Source organism: Streptomyces sp. NBC_00576 (assembly GCF_036345175.1).
GTDB lineage: Bacteria > Actinomycetota > Actinomycetes > Streptomycetales > Streptomycetaceae > Streptomyces.
The window spans coordinates 3847485-3868171 of sequence record NZ_CP107780.1; the positions used below are offsets into that span (position 1 = coordinate 3847485).

Consider the following 20687-nt stretch of genomic DNA (forward strand, 5'->3'; position numbering starts at 1 on the left):
GGCAACAAAGGGTTAACAAAAGATCGACTCAGCTTGATTCGGGGCGCCATACATGCAGAAACCCCCGTGATTCACCAGCCCGACACATGTAGTTCGCCCCACATCAAACCCCGGGTAAAGTAGGAGGTCCGGAGAGGCTCTAACCTGGACGCGTGGTCAAGCTCTCCGTCATCGTGCCGTTCTACAACGTGCAGCAATATGCGCCCGACACTCTGAAGAGCCTCAGCGCCAACGCGCGCGAGGACTTCGAGTTCATTCTCGTCGACGACTGCTCGCGCGACGAGACTCCGGACATCCTCGCGCGCGCAGAGCGCGAGCTGCCGGGCGCCGTGCTGGTCAGCCACGAGAAGAACGGAGGACTGGCCACCGCCCGCAACACCGGTATCGACAAAGCGCGTGGCGAATACCTCACGTTCCTCGACGGCGACGACTGGCTCGCACCCGGCTATTTCTCCCAACTCCTCGCCTCTATTGAGGACTTGGGCTGCGATTTCGTCCGTACGGATCATGTGCAGTGCACGGGCAAGGCACGCACGATCCACCGGGTCCCGCACGGCCGGCGCGGGGTGGTGATGTCGCCGCGGGAAGCGATTCTGCCGACCGACCGCACCACGTCCGTCGACTACGCCTATGCCTGGGCGGGCATCTACCACCGTCGACTCGTCGACCGTGGCGTCCTGCACTTCACGGACGGGCTGCGGACGGCGGAGGACCGGCCGTGGATCTGGAAGCTGCACCGGGAGGCGGAGTCGTTCGCCGCGGTGGGGCTGCTCGGTGTCTTCTACCGGCGCGGGGTCACGTCGTCGCTCACGCAGATCGGTGACGTACGGCAACTGGACTTCATCCGGGCGTTCGACCAGGTGATCGAGGAGACCGCCCGGGATGCCGAGGCCGATAGGCTGCTGCCCAAAGCAGTGCGCACGTACTGCGCGATCATGGCCCATCATCTCGGATCGATCGAGAGGTTCGAACCCGCCGTGGCTCGAGAATTGCGCTCACTGAGCTCCGCCGCCCTGAAGCGGATGCCGCAGGATGTCCTCACGGAGGCGATCAACTCCATGGACGCCACGCGCGCCGGCCGACTGCGCCGGGTACGGCGCAGGCCCGTTGCCGCCGAGAAGGTGGCCGGCTGATGGCTCGCACCACTCAGATCTTCTGCGCGTCCACGCTGTACGGCGCCGCCACGGTGGCCGCCGCGCTGGACGCAGGGCTGTTCGAACCGGCCGACCGGCGGCTGCTGTTGGTCACCAACAACACCGCAGCCCCCGAGATCACCCCCGGTCTCGATGAGATGTCCGGATTCGACCGGGTCCGGGAGCGCTTCGACGAGGTCCTCTCGTGGAACGAGGCCATCTCCCCGTTCCACCCCAGCGGCTGGAGCCCGCGCGCCGACGACATCCCCATATGGGAGCGGCATCTGCGGCTGCTGTGGAACCTCGGTGACGACGACATCCAGCTGGCTGTCGAGTCCGTCCAGGTCAATCCCGCGCTCGCGCTGTGCCGGTTGTTCACCGGCGCGCCCGTCGATGTCTACGCGGACGGCCTGATGAGCTACGGCCCCACTCGCGACAAGATCGACGCGCTGGTCGGCACCAGCATCAGACGGCTGCTGCACCTCGATCTCGTACCGGGGCTCAAGCCGCTGCTGCTCACCGAGTTCGGGGTGGAGCCCGAACTGGTGCCGTCCGAGGCGTTCCTCAAGGTCCTCGGCGAACTCGCGGAGGCCGCGGCCACCGAGGACGAGGCCGAGGGCGAGACGGTCACCGCGGCCGATTCCGGCGACCGCCCGGCCCTGCTGCTCGGCCAGTACCTCTCGGCGCTCAGCATCCTCACCCCCGAGGAGGAGGAGGAGCTGCACCTGCGCATGATGCGCGGTGCCGTGGCGCGAGGACACCGCCGGATCGTCTTCAAGCCGCACCCGGTCGCGCCCGCGCACTGGTCGCACACCCTGGAGAACGAGGCGAAGAAGCTCGGCGCCGAGCTCACCGTGCTGGACCGGCCCGTGCTCGCCGAGGTGCTCTTCCAGCACACCCGGCCCTCGCTCGTCGTCGGCTGTTTCTCCACCGGACTGCTCACCGCGGCCGGTCTGTACGGGATCCCGGTCGCCCGGGTCGGCACGGACACCCTGCTGGAGCGGCTCGCGCCCTACCAGAACAGCAACCGGGTGCCCCTGACCATCGTCGACGCGCTGCTGCCCGATCTCGAGGACGCCTCCGCGGTGGCCAAGTGGGCGATGCCCTCGCGCAAGCAGGTGGACGACGACCTGGCCGGACTGGTCAAGGCCGTCGGGTTCTGCATGCAGCCGAAGATCTATCCCCGGCTGCGGCCGGAGGCGGAGAAGTACCTCTCCACGCGGCTCGACGCGCACACCTGGCGCTACTTCAAGCGCCGCCGTCTGACCGCGCTGGCCCTGCCGGGCTCTGTACCCGTGCAGCTGGCGTTCATCCCGCGCAACGCGACCGTGCGCCGCATCGCTCGCCGGGCGCGCGCGCTGGGCAAGACCGTGAAGAAGTAGAAGCGGGCTGAACCGCACGACAGTTGCCCCCCGTTTCGTTTCGAAACGGGGGGCAACCCATGTGTGCCCTCGGGCGTCAATACACTGTCCTATCCTTCACCCGTACAACTCCTGTGCGGGTGCCGTGTGCTGCCCCTGACCCCTTCGGTCCCTGCTGCCCACAGCCCTTGTCCCGAAAGGCTTCACGATGACCGCGGCCGACCAGACCATGGCACCCCCGCATCCGGCATCGCCGCCGGGTACGCGCGGGGACGCCGAACCGGCCGGCCCAGCCGTGCCCGCCGTGCCCGCCCCGCGCGGGGGCGGTAGCCGCCTGCGCGCGCTGGACGGGCTGCGTCTCCTGGCCGCCCTGATGGTCTGCTTCTACCACTACTCCGGTCGTGGCGGCACGATCTCGGAGTCCTGGGACCAGTCGCCCGGCCTGATGTTCCCGACCCTGTCCCAGGCCGCGGTCTACGGCTGTCTCGGCGTGCAGTTCTTCTTCGTCATCAGTGGCTTCGTGATCTGCATGAGCAGCTGGGGCCGGACGATCGGCGACTTCTTCCGCTCACGTATCGCCCGTCTCTACCCGGCGTACTGGGTCGCGATCGTCATCATCACCGTCGCCGCGTATCTGCTGCCCGTGGTCGTCCACCCGCTGCGGACCGACGAGATCCTGGTCAACTTCACGATGCTGCAGCAGCCCATGGGCGTGCACCGGGTGCTCGGCGTGTGCTGGACGCTCTGGGCCGAGGTGCGCTTCTACGCACTGTTCGCGCTGCTCGTGGTCTGGAAGGGCGTCAACTACCGGAGCGTGGTGATCTTCTGCCTCCTGTGGACGCTCGCCAGCGCGTTCGCCGGGGTCACCGACGACCCGCTGGTGAACGCGACCGTGATGCCGGAGTACGCGCCCTACTTCATCGGCGGCCTGGCGCTCTTCCTGATCCACAAGTTCGGCAGCGACCTGCTGACCTGGGGCATAGTCATCGTCTCGTTCCTGCTCGGCCAGCGCTACGCGGTGACGGACCTGTGGCACCCGGGCGCGACCGGCGACTTCCACCGCAACCCGCACGTCATCCAGGTCCTCGTGCTGCTCGCCTTCGTGGCCGTCGCCGTGGTGGCCCTGGGCTGGCTGAGCTGGATGAACTGGCGCTGGCTGACGATAGCGGGCGCGCTGACGTACCCCTTCTACCTGATCCACGAGCACCTGGGCTGGTTCTTCATCCGGGTGCTGCACCGGGGCCTCGGCCTCGACCCGTACCTGACACTGGCCGCCACCATCACGAGCATGCTCGTCCTGGCCTATGCGATCTACCGCCTGGTCGAGAAGCCGTTCGGGCCCCGACTGAAGCGCGCGATGACGGTTCAGGCGGCCCGGTTCCACAAGGCCTGAACCGGCCCCACCGGGTCAGCGCTGCGCCTGTACGGCACGGATACGCCGTACGACCTTCCGTACCGTCGGGTTGCGGCGCAGCGTCTCGGCGCGGATCGGGCTTCCGCCGGGGAGGCGGAGGCTGGTCAGGCGGCGGCGCTTGAAGTAGTGGGCGTTCGCCGCCAGCTGGGTGCTCAGCCAGGCGGCGACCTCGTCGCGCAGGTCGGGATGCTTGCGGGACTGCATGCAGTACCCCACCGCGCGCACCAGCGGCGTCAGCCGCTCGACCACCCCGGCGTCGGTCGGCGCGGCCATGAAGTCCGCCGGCCCGTGCTCGGCGTCAGGCAGCGCCGCGTCGATGATGGTGAGCGGGATCCGGTTGCTGTTCTCGTACGGTGTGATGCGGCTCAGCAGCATCTCCGTACCGACGCGGGCGACGGGGATGCCGTAGAAGGTCGCGGCGGTCATCAGGGCGGTGGAGAAGCAGCCGATGACGAGCGCGGGCTTCAGACAGGCGAAGACCGTCTCGGCGAGCACCGGCTCGCGCAGCACGGTCAGGTGCACGGCCAGCTCCCTCGCGGCGGTCTCCAGGGAGCTGGAGTACGCGGCCGGGGCACTGGGGTGGGGCTTGAACAGGATGCCGGTGTGGCCGGCCTTCGCCGCCGCGCACAGCATCCGTACGTGCAGCTCCTCCTCTTCCTCCTGCGAGATCAGGTCGATGGCGGAGAGGTACTGCCCGAGCAGCACGGCGGTGGGCCGGTTCTCGGCCGGGAGGCACTCGGCGAGGAGGTCCGCGCCGTGTGCACCGATCTCGTTCAGTACGGCGACGATCGGCTCGTTCGGGATCGCCACCGGCTCCACGCCGTACTCGGCGAGCAGCATGGGGCGCAGTCCCGGTATCAGGTCGAGGTGCAGGACACGGTAGATGCGGCTGCTCATGCCGTGCGGGATGCGGTTGCGGGTGGGGCCGTAGCTCATCAGGCCGTCCGCGTAGACGTGGATGGGGCTGTCCGCGAAGATGTCGGCGACCGCTCGGGAGGGGTTGGCCTGGATGGACTCGCAGGCGATCTCGACGGGCTGGTCGCCGAGGTTCCAGGCGAGGCGTACGGCCTTCTCCCACATCGGGGCGTCCTGGGCGGTCGGGGACCAGGCGGTGGGGTGGTGCGGGAAGACGAACTCGTTCCAGGAGCGCACCTCGTCGAACTCGGGGCGCAGCTTCTCGAACCCTGCCATCCGGTCCAGCGGGGTGCTGACCTCGGGGATCGGGGCGGTGTTGCTGACCACGAGGATGCGTCTGTGGTCCTCGCGCGGGCCGAACAGTCCGGCGCGGATCGCGGCCGTGACGGTCGCGGCGGCGTACTGCGTCGCCGAGAAGAAGAGCTGGATCATGCCGCGATTCCCCTCATGCCGCCCCGCACGCGCCGCAGCATGTGCATCCGGGTCTCGCCCATGCCGACGAGAGCCTCACGGAGCTCGTCCTCGGTCATCCGGTTCAGCGCTTCGGCGCTCAGCTGCCGCAGCCTCGCGGCCACGTTCCGCTCGAACCGGTCCCGTTCGAGCAGCTGGTGCGCGATGACGACGCAGTAGTTGCGCAGCGCCTTCTTCCGCAGCCGCCCGGCCTCGGGGTCGCCCGCGAGCTCCGCGAGTACGAGATCGAAGGCGCGGAAGAAGTCGAGCTGGCGCACGTCGCCGATCTGGGTCAGGGAGGTCATGACGCCCCGGCGGTAGAAGACGCCGCGCAGGCCGACGACGGCGTAGGAGTCGGCTCTGCGGTGCAGGTCCCAGATCCAGGGGCGGTCCTCGGCGGTGCGCAACCCGTCGTGGAAGCGCAGCAGTCCCCTGTCGAGGAGCCGGCGGTGGTAGATGCCGGCCCAGGCGTAGGGGTAGTCGACCATGGTGGATTCGTCGACGGGGAGGATCGAGTCGCGCGGGTCGAGGGCGAGGTGCCGGCGGCCCTCGGGGGCGCGGTGGACGGCGCGCTCGATGCCAGTGACCTGGACGTGGTCGGTGCGCACGAAGTCCACGTCGAAGCGCTCGACGGCGTCCACGAGGCTGTTGAGGTAGCCCGGGGCCAGCCAGTCGTCGCCGTCGAGGAAGGCGAGGTAGCGGCCCTCGGCCAGGTCGATCCCGGTGTTGCGCGCGGTGGCCAGACCACCGTTGTGCTCGTGCCGGACGACCCTGCTGTTCCTCAGCCGCTTCGTCAGTTGCAGCAGCGCCTCATAGGTCTTGTCCTTCGTCGAGCGGTCCTCGACGAAGATGAACTCGTAGTCGTCCTGGTCGTTGTTGAGGAGGCTGGTCACCGTCTCCGGGACGTAGGACTCGACGTTGTAGCAGGGGACGATCACTGAAAGTGTCGGGGGGCGGATGGACACGGGGACACCTGGGCTCTCTCAACGGCAGACCGAGTGACGGCAGGCGCTGCTCGGACGCCGGACGTCGGCTCTTCACCGCCAGTCCTACAGCCGTGACTTGTGATCCAGCCCGCAGGAAGCTGTGCGGTGGCGAAGTCGGCGCGGGCCCGGACGCCGGGTCACGGCGTGCCCACGTACTTCGCCTCGATCCCCGCGAGCAGCAGGTCCAGTCCCTCCTCGAACTGTCGGTCGTACCCCTCGAAGAGCTCGCCGCCCATCGCGGCCGCCAGCGGGAAGTCGGCCATCCGCCGGGCCCGCTCCTCAACGTCATACCCTTCGCGGCGCTCACCGGGAACGGGGTGGACGCCCTGTTCCTCCGTGACGAAGCCCACGGTGTACACGTACGCCGTCATGGTGGCGCGGACCGCCTGGGCGAGGGTGAAGCCGGCGTCGACGAGGCAGCGGAGGTTCGCCTCGATCTGGACGGCGTGTTCGGTGCCGGTGAAGCGCGAGCCGCTGAAGACCTTCGCGCCGTCGCGATAGCCGAGCAGCGCGGCACGCAGTCCGCGGTTGGACACCAGCATCCGCTCCCGCCAGCCGAGGCCCGGGTCGAGGGGGGCGCCTCGGACCATACGCCGGTACATCTCCGTGGCCATCTCGTCCAACAGGGCCTGCTTGTCCTTGAAGTGCCAGTACAGGGCGGGTGCCTTGACGTCCAGCTCCTTGGCGATGGCACGCAGGGTGAGCCCGTCGAGGCCGACCTCGTTCAGGAGCTTCAGGGCGGTGTCGGCGACGCGCTTGCGGTCGAGGGGGGCGCGCCGTCCGGACCGTTCGGGTCGCTCCGGTGATTCCGGTGGTTCCGGTGATTCCGTACTCACGCTTGACAACTTAACACCGTTAAGTCCACGCTCGGAGGGCAGGGCAACTTAACAACGTTAAGGAGAAGGTCATGATGGTTGACGTACTGGTCGTGGGCGCGGGTCCCACCGGACTGGCGCTCGCCGTGGACCTCGCGCGGCGCGGGGTTGACGCGGTGGTCGTCGAGCGGGCCGAGGGGCTGTTCCCCGGGTCGCGGGGCAAGGGGATCCAGCCGCGCACGATGGAGGTCTTCGACGACCTCGGGGTGGTGGACGCGATCCGGGCGGCCGGCGGCCCGTACCCGGTCGGGATGATCTGGCAGGGCGGCGAGCGGGTGGGCGAGCACCGGATGTTCGACCCGGCGGAGGAAACGGAGGGCGGCGAGGACTCGCCGTACGGCGCCGAACCGTGGATGGTGCCGCAGTGGAGGACGCAGGAGATCCTGTTCGCGCGGCTGACCGAGCTGGGCGAGCGGGTGGTCTTCGGCCGCGAGGTCGTGGGGCTTCAGCAGGACGCGGAGGGTGTGACGGTCGGCTTCGCCGCCGGTGAGCCGGTCCGCGCGCGGTACGTGGTCGCGGCCGACGGTGGGCGCTCGACGGTTCGCCGGTCGCTGGGGATCGGTATGACGGGCGAGACGGTCGACCCGAACCCGATCCTCGTTGCGGACGTACGGATCACGGGCCTGGACCGCGACAACTGGCACGTCTTCCCGCCGCACGGGGACGGCGGCTTCCTCGCGATCTGCCCGCTGGCGGGGACCGAGGACTTCCAGCTGGTGGCCCAGTTCCCGGAGGGCGAACATCTCGACCTGTCCCTGGACGGCATCCGGAAGGTCGCCGCCGCCCGCTCGCATCTCGCCCCCGAGGACGTGACCGAGGTCCGCTGGTCCTCGGACTTCCGCCCGCGCGCGGCACTCGCGGACAGCTTCCGCTCCGGCCGGGTGTTCCTCGCCGGGGACGCTGCGCACGTCCACTCCCCCGCCGGGGGCCAGGGCCTGAACACCAGCGTCCAGGACGCGTACAACCTGGGCTGGAAGCTGGGCGCGGTACTGCGGGGCGGGGCGCCCGAGGCTCTGTTGGCCACGTACGAGGAGGAGCGCCGGCCGATCGCCGGGCAGATGCTCGGCATCTCGACGGGCGTCCACCGGGGCGAGATCAGGCGCGGCGAGGCGACCCGGCAGCTCACCCTCGGCTACCGCGACTCGTCACTGACGAGGGAGACCCGCCCGGCCCCGGGCCAGGTCCGCGCGGGCGACCGCGCACCGGACGGCAAGGAGAACGGCGTACGCCTCTTCGACGCGTTCCGCGGCCCGCACTGGACCCTGCTGACGGTGGGCGAGGCCAGGGCACCGCACCCGCTCCCCATCCCCAGCGTCCACCTCAGCTCGCACGAGGCGTACGGCCCCGGGGTGTTCCTCGTCCGCCCGGACGGCTACGTCGGCTGGGCGGGCACCACGACGGAGGGGCTGACGGAGTACGCGGCGGGGATGGGCGTCCTGGCTGGGCAGTACAGCTGGGTCAGCCGTCGAGGAGGGTGTCCGTAGAGAGTTCGACGCGAACGCCGACGGACTCCGGAACAGGCACGCTCTGGCCCCGCTTGAAGCGCTGAGGGTCGGGGTACTTGCCGTCGACCGGGTCGGCGTAGAGGAGCACCTCGCCGTGCTTGCGGTCCGCGATGAGGTAGGCGGGGATGCCGGCCTGGGCGTAGCACTCGACCTTGACATAGAGGTCGTCGGACCAGTTGGAGGAGGTCACTTCGACCACTAGGCGGAAGACGTTCGGGGCGTAGTAGTTCTTCGTGACGTGGGCGTCGCGGAAGTCCTCGTCGACGACGGAGAAGTCAGGGATCGCGAAGTCCTCGGGCAACGCGGGCAGCCAGAGGCCGACGCCTTGGACCCATTCGACCCCGCTTCCCTCGATACCTGCGCGTTCGAACGCCCTGCTGAGCTTCGTCAGCGACAGCGCGTGCGAGCCGTCCGGCGGTGGTGTCACAGTGAGCCTCCCCTGGAGAATCTCCACGCGGTGCCCAGGCAGTGCACGGGAAAGCTGGTCGGCGGCTTCGCCCAACGTCAGCTCGTGTTGCAGTACGGCCACGGCGTCCTCCTTTTCAGGGCTCACACTTCACGAGAGTAACCGGGGGCGTGCGCTTTCCTCCTCCGATCACCCATTCAGACGAATCGCCCAGCTCAGAAGGCATTGGAGGGCACATAAACCCCCCAAACCTCCCGCAAGGCCCCGCACACCTCCCCCACCGTCGCCCGGGCCCGCAGGGCGTCCTTCATCGGGTACAGGACGTTGGCCGTGCCCTCCGCCGCCTGCTTCAGGGCGGCCAGGGCCGTGTCGACCGCCTGCTGGTCCCGGCCCGCGCGGAGTTTCGCGAGGCGCTGCGTCTGCTGGGCCTCGATGGCCGGGTCGACGCGGAGGGGCTCGTACGGTTCCTCCGTGTCGAGCTGGAAGCGGTTCACGCCGACCACGACCCGCTCGCCGGCGTCCGTCTCCTGGGCGATGCGGTACGCGACGCGCTCGATCTCGCTCTTCTGGAAGCCGTGTTCGATCGCGGCCACCGCACCGCCGAGGTCCTCGACCCGCTCCATCAGGGCGACCGCCGCCGCTTCCACGTCGTCCGTCATCCTCTCGACGACGTACGAGCCGGCGAAGGGGTCCACCGTCGCCGTCACGTCCGTCTCGTGGGCGAGGACCTGCTGGGTACGGAGGGCCAGGCGGGCGCTCTTGTCGGTCGGGAGGGCGATCGCCTCGTCGAAGGAGTTGGTGTGCAGGGACTGGGTGCCGCCGAGCACCGCCGCCAGGCCCTGGACCGCCACCCGGACCAGGTTCACCTCGGGCTGCTGAGCCGTCAGCTGTACCCCGGCGGTCTGCGTGTGGAACCGCAGCATCCACGACTTGGGGTTCTTCGCGCCGAACCCGTCCTTCATCACCCGCGCCCAGATGCGCCTGGCCGCACGGAACTTGGCGACCTCCTCCAGGATCGTCGTACGGGCCACGAAGAAGAAGGAGAGGCGCGGGGCGAAGTCGTCGACGTCCATACCGGCCGCGACCGCCGTACGGACGTACTCGACAGCGTCCGCGAGCGTGAACGCGATCTCCTGTGCGGGACTCGCACCCGCCTCCGCCATGTGGTAGCCGGAGATCGAGATCGTGTTCCACCTCGGGATCTCGGCCCCGCAGTACCTGAAGATGTCCGCGGTCAGGCGCAGAGAGGGCTTCGGCGGGAAAATGTACGTCCCGCGCGCGATGTACTCCTTGAGCACGTCGTTCTGGATCGTGCCCGTGAGGCGGTCGGCCGGGACGCCCTGTTCCTCGCCGACCAGCTGGTACATCAGCAGCAGGAGCGCTGCGGGGGCGTTGATCGTCATCGACGTCGACACCTCGCCCAGTGGGATCCCGTCGAACAGCACCCGCATGTCGTCGACCGAGTCGATCGCCACGCCCACCTTGCCGACCTCGCCGCGCGCGATCGCGGCGTCACTGTCGTGGCCCATCTGGGTCGGCAGGTCGAACGCGACGGACAGGCCCGTGGTGCCGTGGGCGATCAGGTCCTTGTAGCGGGCGTTGGACTCGGCAGCCGTGCCGAAACCGGCGTACTGGCGCATCGTCCAGGGGCGGCCGGTGTACATGGAGGGGTACACGCCCCGGGTGAAGGGGTACTCGCCCGGCTCGCCCAGCTTCTGAGCCGGGTCCCAGTCCGCGAGCGTGTCGGGCCTGTACACCGGTTCGATGGGTAGTCCCGACTCGGTCTCACGCGTCATGGTGTGTGCCTCCGCGTAGCTTGCCAGTCGCCGCACACAACAATGCCGCGTAGTTCGTCCCCGGTCATGTGCGGGGAACATCGATGGGACGGGCGGATGGGGGTACGGACGGATGGGGGTAGGGACGATGAGCTTCGGGGGGTCCGGCTTGCGTACTACGGACATGCGAAAGGTGATTTCCGCCGTTCTCGCGGCTCTCGCCGTGGGCGGCTGCACGGTGCAGACCACCGACCCGGACGGCGACGCTCGGTCGCCCGTGCACATCCAGGTCTCACACCCGCCCGCCGACGGCAAACCCGGCGCCACGACCTCTCCGGCGCCGACACGGACACCGACACCGGCCTCGACACCCGCGCCGAAGAAGGCGCCCCCCGCGCCGCCCGCCGCCGTTCTCTGGTCGCGCGGTGACAGCGGGCGGGACGTGCGCGAACTCCAGGCACGGCTGCGCCAGGTCGCCTGGCTCTACGACGGGCCGACCGGGTCGTACGACGACCTGACGGAGAGCGCCGTGAAGGGCTTCCAGGGCAAGCGCGGGCTGCCGCGCACCGGAAGGACCGACACCGTCACCTGGCAGCGGCTGCTGCGGATGACGCGCGAGCCCGGACAGTGGGAGCTGTATCTGATGGGCGGGCAGCCGGCCGCCTATCCCGACCCGCGCTGCCTCCGGGGCAGGGTGCTGTGCATCAGCAAGACGAGCCGCACGCTGCGCTGGATGATCGACGGCCGGACCGTCTCGACGGTGTCCGTGCGGTTCGGCAGCCAGTACACCCCGACCCGGGAAGGAGTCTTCGAGGTCTACTGGAAGTCACGGCACCATGTGTCGACGCTGTACGACTCCCCGATGCCCTACGCGATGTTCTTCAGCGGCGGACAGGCGGTCCATTACTCCGCCGACTTCGCGGCCCGCGGCTACGGCGGCGCCTCGCACGGCTGTGTGAACGTACGGGACGAGACGGCGATCGCCGCGATCTTCGCCGAGGTGAGCAACGGCGACAAGGTCGTCATCTACTGGTGAGCCGGCGACGGCGGAGGGGATGATCTGGGGCGCGGACGGGACCGGGGGAACGTGTCCCGCCCGCGCCAGGTGCACGAGCCGTAGGTACGGGGGGAACCCCGGCTCTGTGCGAGGAACCGATGACCAGTCGGCTCACTGTCTACTGCGTCGGCACCGCCAAAAATGTCACACCCGGCACGCGAGAACGTCCCCGGCTCGCGTCTACGCAGGTCAGAAGGGTGCGCTGCGGTCAATCCCGGCGCTGTGCGGGGAAAGGTCTTCTGCGGCGTGCGGGGCTCAGGTGGCCGTCGGCAGCGGCAGGATGCCGTACGACGGGTCGGTGGCCGGGGCCGGTACGTTGCGGGGCTCGTCCGGCTTGAGGGCGGTGAAGGACGTCGGTGTGGGCGTCGGCCTCGTCGCGGCCCGGCCGCCGTGACCTCCGCCGTTGCCATGGCCGTTGCCGTTGCCCTGGCCGTTGTCCTGGTCGTTCCCGTCGCCGTTTCCACCGCTGTCGCCGTGGCCGTTGCCGCCGGTCGCGCCGTCGCCCTTGCCGCCGTTGTCACCGGCGCCGCTCTGGCCGCCGTCGGCGCCGATGTCCCCCCTGCCCTCCCCGGTGCCCGTGCCGATGTCGGCGTTCGAGCGGACGGCCGGTTCATGCCTCAGGGCGTTCTCGCAGTACTTCGGCACCTTCGTGGAGCCCTTGGCCGCCCTTTCCAGGGCCCGTCTGTGCTCCGCGTCCAGTCTCTTGCCGCTGCGCATGTCGCGGCAGGAGGAGACGAGGCCGCCGCGCCAGTCGCCGGGCAGGCTCATGTCGGAGCGGGAGCCCTGTCCCCCGTCGGTCGGATGGGCCCGGGGCTCGTCGCGCCCGTCGGCGCCCCGGTCGGCGGAGCCCCCGGTCGTGGCGTCGGGCAGGGACGGCACGCTCTTGCCCCGGGTGCCGCCGTCCGTAGACGGCGAGGCCAGCATGGGGTCGCGTGACTCGGCGGCCGACACGGTGGCGGCGGGCCGGCCGGGCTCGTCACCGCCGAACGGGTTCGGCAGGACGCCGACGCCTGCGGCCATCGCGACCGAGCCGACCATGCCTGCGGCCAGCGCGGCACCGAGCCCCAGGCGCAGGGGACGGCCCCAGCGGGCCGGGCGGACACCACTGTGGCGGGCGGCGCCGGAACTCCCGAACCGTCCCACCCGTACGAGACCCATGTCCGAACCCATGTCCGACGAGGGTCGCGTAACGGTCGCGGGGGCAACGGTGGCGGGGTCCGGGACCGGGCGGGCCTTGCGGAAGGCGGCCAACGCGGCGGCCTCGCCGGGGAGCTCGGCGCTGCCCGGCGGGGTCTCCACGGAGAGCGAGTCCAGGGTCTTGGCGAGCTGCTGGGCCTGGTCGCGGGCTTCGGGGCCCGCGGACGCCAGTGAAATCTCCAGTGGCTCCCCGCTCAGCAAACGTTCCGCCGTAGCGCGGTCCAGCCACCTGTACCGGTCGTCGTCGGCCATCACATGTCCTTCTGCGTCCGCGAACGCGTATGCGTCACACCGGCCGACGTAACCGCACGTCCGTGCGGTTCCCGTGGAGGTGGCAGCGCGTCGAGCGAGGCGGTCGCGTCCGGGTCCTCCCCGAGCAACTCCGCGAGCCGTCTCAGACCGCGGTGCGCCGCCGTGCGGACGGCTCCGGGGCGCTTGCCGAGGGTCTCGGCGGCGGTCTTGGCATCGAGGCCGACGACCACGCGCAGGACGACGGCCTCGGCCTGGTCCTGCGGCAACCGGGCGATGAGGGAAAGGGTGCTGTCGGTGGCCAGGGACTCCATGGCCTCGCCCGCCGTGTCGGAGTCGGCGGCCCGGCCGGACAGCTCGGTCTCGTCGCCGCCTATCGCCGGACGGCGCCCACGCATACGTATGTGATCGAGGGCACGGTTGCGGGCGATCCGCGCGGCCCAGCCCCGGAACCGGTCCGCGTCCCCGCTGAATCGGTTCAGGTCACGGGCGATCTGGAGCCAGGCCTCGGACGTCACGTCCTCGGCGTCCGGGTCGCCGACCAGCGTCCGTACATATCCGAGCAGCCGTGGGTGCACCGAGCGGTACACAGTCCGGAACGCGGTCTCGTCCCCGGCCTGTGCCGCAAGCACCGCGGTGGTCAGCTCCGCGTCGTCCCCCTGCACCGCGTACACCTCAAGACCTCAGTGGATGCAGTTGCCTGTTGTCCGCAGCCTGTAGCGAAAGGCACGTTACGGCGTCAAAGTGCTCCTCGTCCATGTCCGTCCAGCGTGCAACTAACTCGTGATGCCGTGACGGTGTGACAGAAAACGCGCCCGCGGCGCTGTAGGAGATACGGGCCGCCGCGCGGCCCGTGCCGCGCGACGGCCGGGGCCTCTCCTGTGGGGGGTGGCGGCCCCGGTCGTTGCCATCGGCGGCCAGCAGGACCCGCCGTCCACGTCCATACCCCAGGGCCGGCTCAGATCGCCGTCGCGTCCAGGCACAGCAGCCGCAGCGACCCGTGGCCGCCGAAACAGCGGCGGGCCTCGTCGACCGGGTCCCAGAACCGCCCGTCGGCCGTACGAATCCAGTGCCCGCCGTCCGTCTCCAGCCACTCCGCGGCGCCCCCGGCCTGCCGCACGATCACCTCACCCGCGTACGCCCCGAAGCCGCGCAACACCGACTCCACGGCGGCGTACGGCGTCTGCTCGCGGCGCAGTTCCTCGATCATCCGGTCGACGCGCCACAGGCTCTGGGTCGAGTAGTCGAGGCGCAGCCGCGCGCCCTCGCGCATCGTCGCGACGGTGTCGGCGGCCCACCGCACGGGCTTCGCGGCGGCCTGCGGGCGTATCGCTCGTTCTGGTGCTCGGTGTGCTGTCACAGTCCAGGAAAGCGCGCAGGTGGCGGTCGGTGGCACCCGATTCCGGCGATCGACGGAAATCGGTGCGGGACCACCCCAGGTCCATCCCGGAACGACACAGGAAAACCACACGGCCCACCCGTTTCGGGAGGTCAGGCCCGTCCGCGTGCCCGTCGCGACACCACCGCGCGCAGTACGCGCCTGCCCTCCGTCGACACCGCGAGCGCCTGCCGCAGCCCGCCGGAACCATGACTGGCGATCAGTTCCAGGACCCTGATCTGGCGCCGCAGTTCGGCCGATACGAGGGGCGAAATGCCCTCCGTACGGCCTTCACGACAGGAGTCGACCGAGGCCGCGTCGGCGGCGGAGGCGGAGGCGGAGGCGTCCAGGAGCCGGTGGATGCGGAGCGCGGCGACGGAACAGGCGTCGGCCCACTCGCGCACTCCGGCGGCGGACCGGATGGCGGGGGCGTCGACGAGCATCCGCCGGGCGAGGAAGGTGGCCTCGCTCTCGGCGGAGGCCGGAGAGGTGGGGGCGGGGGCAGCCGGGTCGACGGCGTCCGCGGTGCCTTCGGCGTTGAGCTTGACGCGGGCCTGTTCCAGCCGGGTCGCCCATTCCTCCGCGTCGCTGCCGTCGGCGAGGCCGGCCCACAGGGGGCGCAGGATCTCGTCGTCACCGCCCAGGAGGGACACGCACCGATCCAAACAAGCCAGTCCGCTGACTGTCAGGCCGCGCTCGTCGGCATCAGCGATCAGTTCCACCAGGCTCATGCACGCCTCCCTCCGAGGGCGCCATCCCTTACGGAGCCCGTGCTGTCCCTTACTGCGTGCAACGTACCCGGAGCGTCACAGGGGCAGAACACCAAGTCGGTCGAGGAACCGGAAGAACAGGTTTTCGGCCAATGGGTCGGGCTCTGAGGTCAGTACGTCGAGGAGCGGCCCGGCGTTCACCGTATGGCCGGCCTCGGCGGCCCAGTCGACCGCGCGTTCGGCGGCGTCGCCGGGTTCCAGGAAGTAGTCGTCGAGTGTGAGCCCGCCGTCCTCCTCACCCGCCCCCGCACCGTCGCCCTGTCCGGCGCCCAGGTACCCGGCCATGGCGCCGCGCGCGAGACAGGTGGTCCACGCCCCGCTCTCGGGCGCCGCCGCCTCCAGCACCACGCAGTGGCTGTCCATGACGTACCCGAAGAGCGCGGGCGCGCCGGTCTCCAGGGCGAGGGTGTTCATGCTACCGACGTCACCGTCGCCGCTCGGGTACTCCCACACCTGCCAGCCGTCGTCCCGCCGTTCTCGCGAGGTCAGCCCGTCGCGCACCGCCCGCAGGGCGTCGGTCTCGGCGAGCGGCCGCTCGCTCCTGCCCACGATCAAGTAGCCCCAGTAACCCAATGCCATCCCCCTGGCGTTTCGGTTCTGCTCGCTCTGCCCGCGCCGAATACACCACAGAGACAAGGAGGTTGGCCAGTGATCTGACGCCGGGCGTGTCAGACGTCCGCGGGGACGGGGCCGCGCAGGGCCTTCTCCTGTTGCATGCGGGTCAGCCGGAGCACGACGAGGATCGCGAGTACGGCGGCCGCGATGTCGGTGGCGTCGGAGAGCAGCACCTGGACGACGCCGTCCCGGATCCTGATCGCCGTGTCGGCGCGGTCGAACGTGCCGAAATCGTCCCGGCTGGTGAAGAGCGCGACGAGCCACACCGCCCACCAGGCGTTGACGAGCACGTGCGGGGCGCGGGTGCCCGCAGGGCTGCTCGCGTCCCAGATGTCCAGCATGATCCGGCGGGGGAACCACAGGCTCACGATCGGCACGAACCAGCACCAGCCCGTCCAGCCGCGCTTCATCCTGTGCCCGAACGGGTTGAACACCTCGGCGTTGACCCGCACGCGCAGAAACCAGATGAGGAAGACGACGGCCGTCGCGAAGAAGGTCGCCGTCTGTATGTATCCGGCGGCGGTGTAGAGCGAGTCCGCGCGATCGGCGTCGCGCTGGACGATGCCGTAGATGTCGTAGGGGTGGCTGTTCTTCGCGAGGGACCCCATCACGTCGTACATGGTGATGTCGGCGTAGACGGCGAAGAGGTCGACGGCGATGACCAGGCCGAGCATTGCCGCGACGGCCTTGCCGAGTCCGACCGGCGAACGCAGCCATGCCGGTCCGTGCGGCTGGATGACGGGGCCGGTCGGAGCGGAATCCTGGCCGCGCTTGCTGAACATGTGAATCCCCCGAGACCGACGGTACGGGAGGCCGTGCCGTCGGCAAGAAGCCGGGCGCTTCCCCCCAGGGACACGCCCGGCATACGAATACGTGTACTACTCGTGCGGAACCTACGGTTCACCCGGCCCCCGCGTCCAGCCGTATCAGCCCAGCCGGTTCGCCAGCTTCTTGAAGTCGGTCCAGGACAGGGGTGGTTGGGCCCGGGGATCCCACAGCTTCTGGACGGTCGCCCGCAGCGGCATCCGGATTCCGACGGCCACCTGGTTCTGTGTCTGTGATCCGGCGAGGTCGCACCAGACGGCGAAGACTCCGCCGAGTATCTGACTGTCGTACGTCGATGAGACGGCCGTGCTGCCGCGCAGCACCCGCGGGGTCCACTGCCGGTAGATCCGCTCACCGGTGGGATAGACGAAGGTGTTCGGCTGCCCGAGCACGTAGTAGAGGTACTCGTCGTTGTAGTTGACGACCTTGCGGCCCGCGCTCAGATACCCGGCCGGCTGCCGGGCGCCGATCTCCTTGCCGGTCCAGTAGGCGACCTGGATGCTCTTGGCCGGCTGGACCGAACTCGACTGGTAGAAGCCGTCGTTCCAGGCGCGCACAGCCGTCCGGTTGTGGGCACGGACGGTGGCGGCGCGGTCGTTGAGCCAGCCCGTCGCCAGGTCGGAGACGCCGGCGCCGGACCCGTACTTCCTGGTGGCCGCGGCGGCGAGCTGAGGGTAGGAAGCCGCCGGGTTGGAGACCGTCAGGGCCCGGTACTCGTCGCCGCCCAGGTGCCAGGAGGGGCCTGGGAAGAGGTCTGCGTACTCGCCCAGCAGGTCGTCGACGATCTTCGCGGACTCGGGCTTGGAGATGTCGATCGCCCCGCGGGCCGGCGTACCTAGCGCGTTGGTCAGCTGGAGGTCGGGGTGCGCGGCGAGGACCGCGCCCAGGTGGCCCGGGGAGTCGATCTCGGGCACGACGGTGATGTGACGGCTCGCGGCGAGGGCGAGGATGCGGCGGACCTCGGCCTTGGTGAGGTGGTCCTTGGAGACGATCTCCGGGTGGGTGTCGGAGGCGATCCGGAAGCCCTGGTCGTCGGAGAAGTGCAGGCCCAGCTCGTTGAACTTGAGGTCGCCCAGTTCACGGACGCGGTCCTCGATCCAGGACGCCGTGAAGTGCTTGCGCGCGATGTCCAGCATCAGCCCGCGCTGCGGCTTGGCGGGCCGGTCGCGCACGACGCCCTCGGGGGCGGTGCTCCCGCCGCTCACCTCCTGCTTGAGGGTGCGGGTGCCGTAGAAGACGCCGGCTTCGGCGGGCGCGGCGACGGTGACGCGGCGGTTCTTGACGGTGAGGGTGTAGGACTCGGGGCCTTTCTGCGCCTGTCCCGGGTCCAGCTTGAGCTGGACGTCCCCGGCACGAGGGGCGGCGCTCCCGCCGTACGTCATCCTCAGCTCGCCGGCGAGCAGCCTCCCCTCGTCGGCGAGAGCGCCGGCGCCGACGACCACACGGGCGGTCGAGGCGGGGCGCCAGCCGGGGCCCCGGGCGGCTATGTGCTCGCGTACGGCGGGGATGGTGCGGGGGGCCTTGGAGAGGGGGTAGACGCGGGCGGGGGCTGGAGAGGGGGCGGCGGGGGAAGGGGTGCGGGATCCGACCGCGGGTGCGGAGCTGGCCGCTTCGGCCACGTTCGAGGAGCGCGCAGCGCCGGTCGACGCGGCGGTGCTGCCGGTGTCGGTGTCGGTGCCCGCGTCGCCGACCGGCCAGAAAGCGACGGACACCCCTACCGCCCCGGCGGCGACGAGAACACCGGCCCCGAGAAGCAACCTGGACCCCTGTCCGTACGTCTTCCTCCTTGGACCCCGTTTCCGCTCAGGAGCCCGCCGCCTCCGCCCGGTCATCGGTTCCCACCTGTCCGAACCTCATGTATCGCCCGCATGCCACGCACCTCCTGGATCGCCTCCACCTCTGAACCTACGACCCCACTACACCGGTAGCGTCCACCGTACGTTCCGAAAACCTCCCGTTCGGGTGAAATTCAGACACGTCCATCGGACGGCTCCTGACCGCTCTCGATAATGTGAGCGGCACTGCGGCGCTTCTCCCGCACATCCCACACATCAATCCCAGAACCCGAGGACTCACGCTGTCCGCGCCCCGTCTTCCCCACCTCTCCGGCCAGCTCGCCATGCCGGCACAGACGCGCACCGAGTCCCCCTGTCCAACCCTGCCGGGTTCTCTTACGCCCACCAGCCTGGAGCGGTTCAACACCGACCCCGCCGAGGATGTGGAGCGCGCGCTCCTCACCTGCCTGCGCAGCCTCCGCTGGGCCCACCGCCTCGCCGACCACCGCCCCTACCCCGACCTGGACTCCCTGCTCGCGGCAGCGGACGAGGCGGCGTACGACCTGACCCCGGGCGACCTGTCGGAGGCCCTGGCGGCGGAGGCGCTGCCCGCGCTGCCCGACGGCGTGTACTCCGCGGCCCACACGGCTCTGAGCGCGGCGCATGCGGCGTACGAGAGTCGCTTCGGGCACGTGTTCGTCATCCACGTCGACAGCACCTCCCCGGACGAGGCCCTCAACCAGGTCCTGACAGGCATCCGGTCACGGTTGACGAACGATCCGGAAGAGGAGCGGGTGGTTGCGGCGGAGGAGCTGCGGCGCCTGGCAAGGCAACGGTTGGGGAACGCCCTGAGGGGCGCGGGGCGGCAACATATTGCGGCTCCGCCGCGGGGCGCGACCAGCCACAGCTGACCTGTCACCGGGCATACGAACCGCACCCCCTCCCCAGTAGCCGCCCCCAGTAGCCCGTAAGAAGCCTGTTTGATCACATCGGTAGGGCCGCCGTAAGCGTTCCGACAACACGTCGCTACGATGGCGAGGGCCGGTGGACCGTACCCGGCCGGGCCCGACCGACACCCAAGCCGGCGCGGCCCCAATCCCCGCTCCCGGAGGGTTTTCCGTGCCGGCTGGAACGCTGTACCGCGGCCGGGAAGGAATGTGGTCCTGGGTGGCTCATCGAGTCACCGGCGTCCTCATCTTCTTCTTCCTGTTCGTACACGTCCTGGACACCGCTCTCGTCCGTGTCTCCCCCGAGGCCTACGACAAGGTTGTGGCCACGTACAAGACGCCGATCGTCGCCGTGCTGGAGTACGGCCTCGTCGCCGCCATCCTCTTCCACGCGCTCAACGGCCTGCGCGTCATCGCCGTCGACTTCTGGTCGAAGGGCCCGCGCTACCAGAAGCACATGCTCTGGACCGTCGTCGGCCTGTGGGTCGTGCTGATGATCGGGGCGATCTACCCCGTCCTCGGTCACGCCGCTCGTGAACTGTTCGGGAGCTGACGACATGGCGACGACTGAATCCACCGCCTCGGGCGTCGGGCCCGTCGAGGGCGCGGGCGCGTTCTCGGGATACGACGCCGACAACCCGGCGCTCCTGATCGAGGCCCCGCGCAAGCGCACCAAGAAGACCCCGAAGTCCACCAGGGGCAACTTCGAGATGTACGGCTGGCTGTTCATGCGGCTGTCCGGCATCGTCCTGGTCGTGCTGGTCCTGGGCCACCTCCTCATCCAGCTGGTGCTGGACGGCGGTGTCTCCAAGATCGGCTTCGCCTTCGTGGCCGGCCGCTGGGCCTCCCCGTTCTGGCAGGTCTGGGACCTGCTGATGCTGTGGCTGGCGATGCTGCACGGCGCCAACGGCCTGCGCACCGTCATCAACGACTACGCGGAGCGCGCGAACACCCGGCTGTGGCTCAAGGGCCTGCTCTACACCGCCACGGTGTTCACGATCCTGCTGGGCACGCTGGTGATCTTCACCTTCGACCCGAACATCCGCTAGGCCAC

20 protein-coding genes are annotated in these 20687 nt (G+C 69.9%); 8 read left to right on the forward strand and 12 right to left on the reverse strand.

Annotated features, from left to right (window positions below):
* The first annotated feature begins 152 nt into the window (after nucleotides 1-152).
* From OG734_RS16220 to OG734_RS16230, 3 genes are all read left to right on the forward strand, one after another.
* A complete protein-coding gene (locus tag OG734_RS16220) occupies nucleotides 153-1133 on the forward strand; it encodes a glycosyltransferase family 2 protein (RefSeq protein WP_330288208.1) in 981 nt (326 codons plus the stop codon).
* Complete coding sequence (locus tag OG734_RS16225; protein WP_330288209.1) at nucleotides 1133-2515, forward strand: polysialyltransferase family glycosyltransferase; 1383 nt, start codon at nucleotides 1133-1135, stop codon at nucleotides 2513-2515. The genes OG734_RS16220 and OG734_RS16225 overlap by 1 nt, the downstream gene beginning before the upstream one ends.
* A 187-nt stretch (nucleotides 2516-2702) precedes the next feature.
* On the forward strand, nucleotides 2703-3887 hold the full coding sequence (locus OG734_RS16230) for an acyltransferase family protein (RefSeq protein ID WP_330288210.1): 1185 nt from the start codon (nucleotides 2703-2705) through the stop codon (nucleotides 3885-3887).
* Nucleotides 3888-3902: 15 nt separating this feature from the next.
* On the opposite strand, the gene OG734_RS16235 is transcribed toward OG734_RS16230, so the two are convergent.
* The 3 genes from OG734_RS16235 to OG734_RS16245 all read right to left on the reverse strand — a co-directional run bounded on the left by OG734_RS16235 (nucleotide 3903) and on the right by OG734_RS16245 (nucleotide 7095).
* A complete protein-coding gene (locus tag OG734_RS16235) occupies nucleotides 3903-5255 on the reverse strand; it encodes a polysialyltransferase family glycosyltransferase (protein ID WP_330288211.1) in 1353 nt (450 codons plus the stop codon).
* Nucleotides 5252-6238 (reverse strand): glycosyltransferase family 2 protein, encoded by a 987-nt coding sequence (locus tag OG734_RS16240; protein ID WP_330288212.1) that lies wholly within the window; start codon nucleotides 6236-6238, stop codon nucleotides 5252-5254. Before OG734_RS16240 ends, OG734_RS16235 begins: the two co-directional genes overlap by 4 nt.
* Nucleotides 6239-6396: 158 nt before the next feature.
* Entirely contained in the window at nucleotides 6397-7095 is a 699-nt protein-coding gene (locus tag OG734_RS16245) for a TetR/AcrR family transcriptional regulator C-terminal domain-containing protein (protein WP_330288213.1), read from the reverse strand.
* Nucleotides 7096-7166: 71 nt separating this feature from the next.
* Between OG734_RS16245 and OG734_RS16250 the strand changes: the two genes are divergently transcribed.
* Nucleotides 7167-8618: an FAD-dependent oxidoreductase gene (locus tag OG734_RS16250; RefSeq protein WP_330288214.1), complete on the forward strand. Its 1452-nt coding sequence runs from the start codon at nucleotides 7167-7169 to the stop codon at nucleotides 8616-8618.
* On the opposite strand, the gene OG734_RS16255 is transcribed toward OG734_RS16250, so the two are convergent.
* On the reverse strand, nucleotides 8593-9168 hold the full coding sequence (locus OG734_RS16255; protein ID WP_330288215.1) for a Uma2 family endonuclease: 576 nt from the start codon (nucleotides 9166-9168) through the stop codon (nucleotides 8593-8595). The two genes, OG734_RS16250 and OG734_RS16255, sit on opposite strands and share 26 nt — an antisense overlap.
* A gap of 92 nt (nucleotides 9169-9260) precedes the next feature.
* Nucleotides 9261-10841: an acyl-CoA mutase large subunit family protein gene (locus tag OG734_RS16260; RefSeq protein WP_330288216.1), complete on the reverse strand. Its 1581-nt coding sequence runs from the start codon at nucleotides 10839-10841 to the stop codon at nucleotides 9261-9263.
* 163 nt (nucleotides 10842-11004) lie between these two features.
* Between OG734_RS16260 and OG734_RS16265 the strand changes: the two genes are divergently transcribed.
* The gene (locus OG734_RS16265) at nucleotides 11005-11856 is read left to right on the forward strand and encodes a L,D-transpeptidase family protein (protein ID WP_330288217.1); all 852 of its coding nucleotides are present in this window, start codon (nucleotides 11005-11007) and stop codon (nucleotides 11854-11856) included.
* A 276-nt stretch (nucleotides 11857-12132) separates the two neighbouring features.
* On the opposite strand, the gene OG734_RS16270 is transcribed toward OG734_RS16265, so the two are convergent.
* From OG734_RS16270 to OG734_RS16300, 7 genes are all read right to left on the reverse strand, one after another.
* Nucleotides 12133-13326, reverse strand: a complete 1194-nt coding sequence (locus OG734_RS16270) for a hypothetical protein (RefSeq protein ID WP_330288218.1) — start codon at nucleotides 13324-13326, stop codon at nucleotides 12133-12135.
* A complete protein-coding gene (locus tag OG734_RS16275; RefSeq protein WP_330288219.1) occupies nucleotides 13326-13988 on the reverse strand; it encodes an RNA polymerase sigma factor in 663 nt (220 codons plus the stop codon). Before OG734_RS16275 ends, OG734_RS16270 begins: the two co-directional genes overlap by 1 nt.
* Before the next feature lie 293 nt (nucleotides 13989-14281).
* Entirely contained in the window at nucleotides 14282-14683 is a 402-nt protein-coding gene (locus tag OG734_RS16280; protein WP_330288220.1) for a hypothetical protein, read from the reverse strand.
* Between the two features lie 131 nt (nucleotides 14684-14814).
* Complete coding sequence (locus OG734_RS16285) at nucleotides 14815-15432, reverse strand: hypothetical protein (protein WP_330288221.1); 618 nt, start codon at nucleotides 15430-15432, stop codon at nucleotides 14815-14817.
* A gap of 75 nt (nucleotides 15433-15507) precedes the next feature.
* Nucleotides 15508-16044, reverse strand: a complete 537-nt coding sequence (locus OG734_RS16290) for a hypothetical protein (protein WP_330293680.1) — start codon at nucleotides 16042-16044, stop codon at nucleotides 15508-15510.
* A 95-nt stretch (nucleotides 16045-16139) separates the two neighbouring features.
* Nucleotides 16140-16868: a DUF4328 domain-containing protein gene (locus tag OG734_RS16295; RefSeq protein WP_330288222.1), complete on the reverse strand. Its 729-nt coding sequence runs from the start codon at nucleotides 16866-16868 to the stop codon at nucleotides 16140-16142.
* Nucleotides 16869-17012: 144 nt separating this feature from the next.
* Entirely contained in the window at nucleotides 17013-18668 is a 1656-nt protein-coding gene (locus OG734_RS16300; RefSeq protein WP_330288223.1) for a beta-N-acetylhexosaminidase, read from the reverse strand.
* Between the two features lie 362 nt (nucleotides 18669-19030).
* Here OG734_RS16300 and OG734_RS16305 point away from each other — a divergent pair, with 362 nt between their 5' ends.
* From OG734_RS16305 to OG734_RS16315, 3 genes are all read left to right on the forward strand, one after another.
* A complete protein-coding gene (locus OG734_RS16305) occupies nucleotides 19031-19597 on the forward strand; it encodes a 2-oxo-4-hydroxy-4-carboxy-5-ureidoimidazoline decarboxylase (protein ID WP_330288224.1) in 567 nt (188 codons plus the stop codon).
* 208 nt (nucleotides 19598-19805) lie between these two features.
* Nucleotides 19806-20186, forward strand: coding sequence for a succinate dehydrogenase, cytochrome b556 subunit (gene sdhC / locus OG734_RS16310; RefSeq protein WP_307626175.1), 381 nt, complete (start codon nucleotides 19806-19808; stop codon nucleotides 20184-20186).
* A gap of 4 nt (nucleotides 20187-20190) precedes the next feature.
* Nucleotides 20191-20682 (forward strand): succinate dehydrogenase hydrophobic membrane anchor subunit, encoded by a 492-nt coding sequence (locus OG734_RS16315; protein ID WP_330288225.1) that lies wholly within the window; start codon nucleotides 20191-20193, stop codon nucleotides 20680-20682.
* Nucleotides 20683-20687: the final 5 nt, after the last annotated feature.

Bases quoted from the DNA above. Each gene is read 5' to 3' on its own strand.
- OG734_RS16235 (WP_330288211.1), bottom strand. From the start codon at position 5,255: ATGATCCAGCTCTTCTTCTCGGCGACGCAGTACGCCGCCGCGACCGTC.
- OG734_RS16315 (WP_330288225.1), top strand. From the start codon at position 20,191: ATGGCGACGACTGAATCCACCGCCTCGGGCGTCGGGCCCGTCGAGGGC.
- OG734_RS16270 (WP_330288218.1), bottom strand. From the start codon at position 13,326: ATGGCCGACGACGACCGGTACAGGTGGCTGGACCGCGCTACGGCGGAA.
- OG734_RS16265 (WP_330288217.1), top strand. From the start codon at position 11,005: ATGCGAAAGGTGATTTCCGCCGTTCTCGCGGCTCTCGCCGTGGGCGGC.
- OG734_RS16230 (WP_330288210.1), top strand. From the start codon at position 2,703: ATGACCGCGGCCGACCAGACCATGGCACCCCCGCATCCGGCATCGCCG.
- OG734_RS16260 (WP_330288216.1), bottom strand. From the start codon at position 10,841: ATGACGCGTGAGACCGAGTCGGGACTACCCATCGAACCGGTGTACAGG.
- OG734_RS16225 (WP_330288209.1), top strand. From the start codon at position 1,133: ATGGCTCGCACCACTCAGATCTTCTGCGCGTCCACGCTGTACGGCGCC.
- OG734_RS16305 (WP_330288224.1), top strand. From the start codon at position 19,031: ATGCCGGCACAGACGCGCACCGAGTCCCCCTGTCCAACCCTGCCGGGT.
- OG734_RS16250 (WP_330288214.1), top strand. From the start codon at position 7,167: ATGATGGTTGACGTACTGGTCGTGGGCGCGGGTCCCACCGGACTGGCG.
- OG734_RS16295 (WP_330288222.1), bottom strand. From the start codon at position 16,868: ATGTTCAGCAAGCGCGGCCAGGATTCCGCTCCGACCGGCCCCGTCATC.
- OG734_RS16285 (WP_330288221.1), bottom strand. From the start codon at position 15,432: ATGAGCCTGGTGGAACTGATCGCTGATGCCGACGAGCGCGGCCTGACA.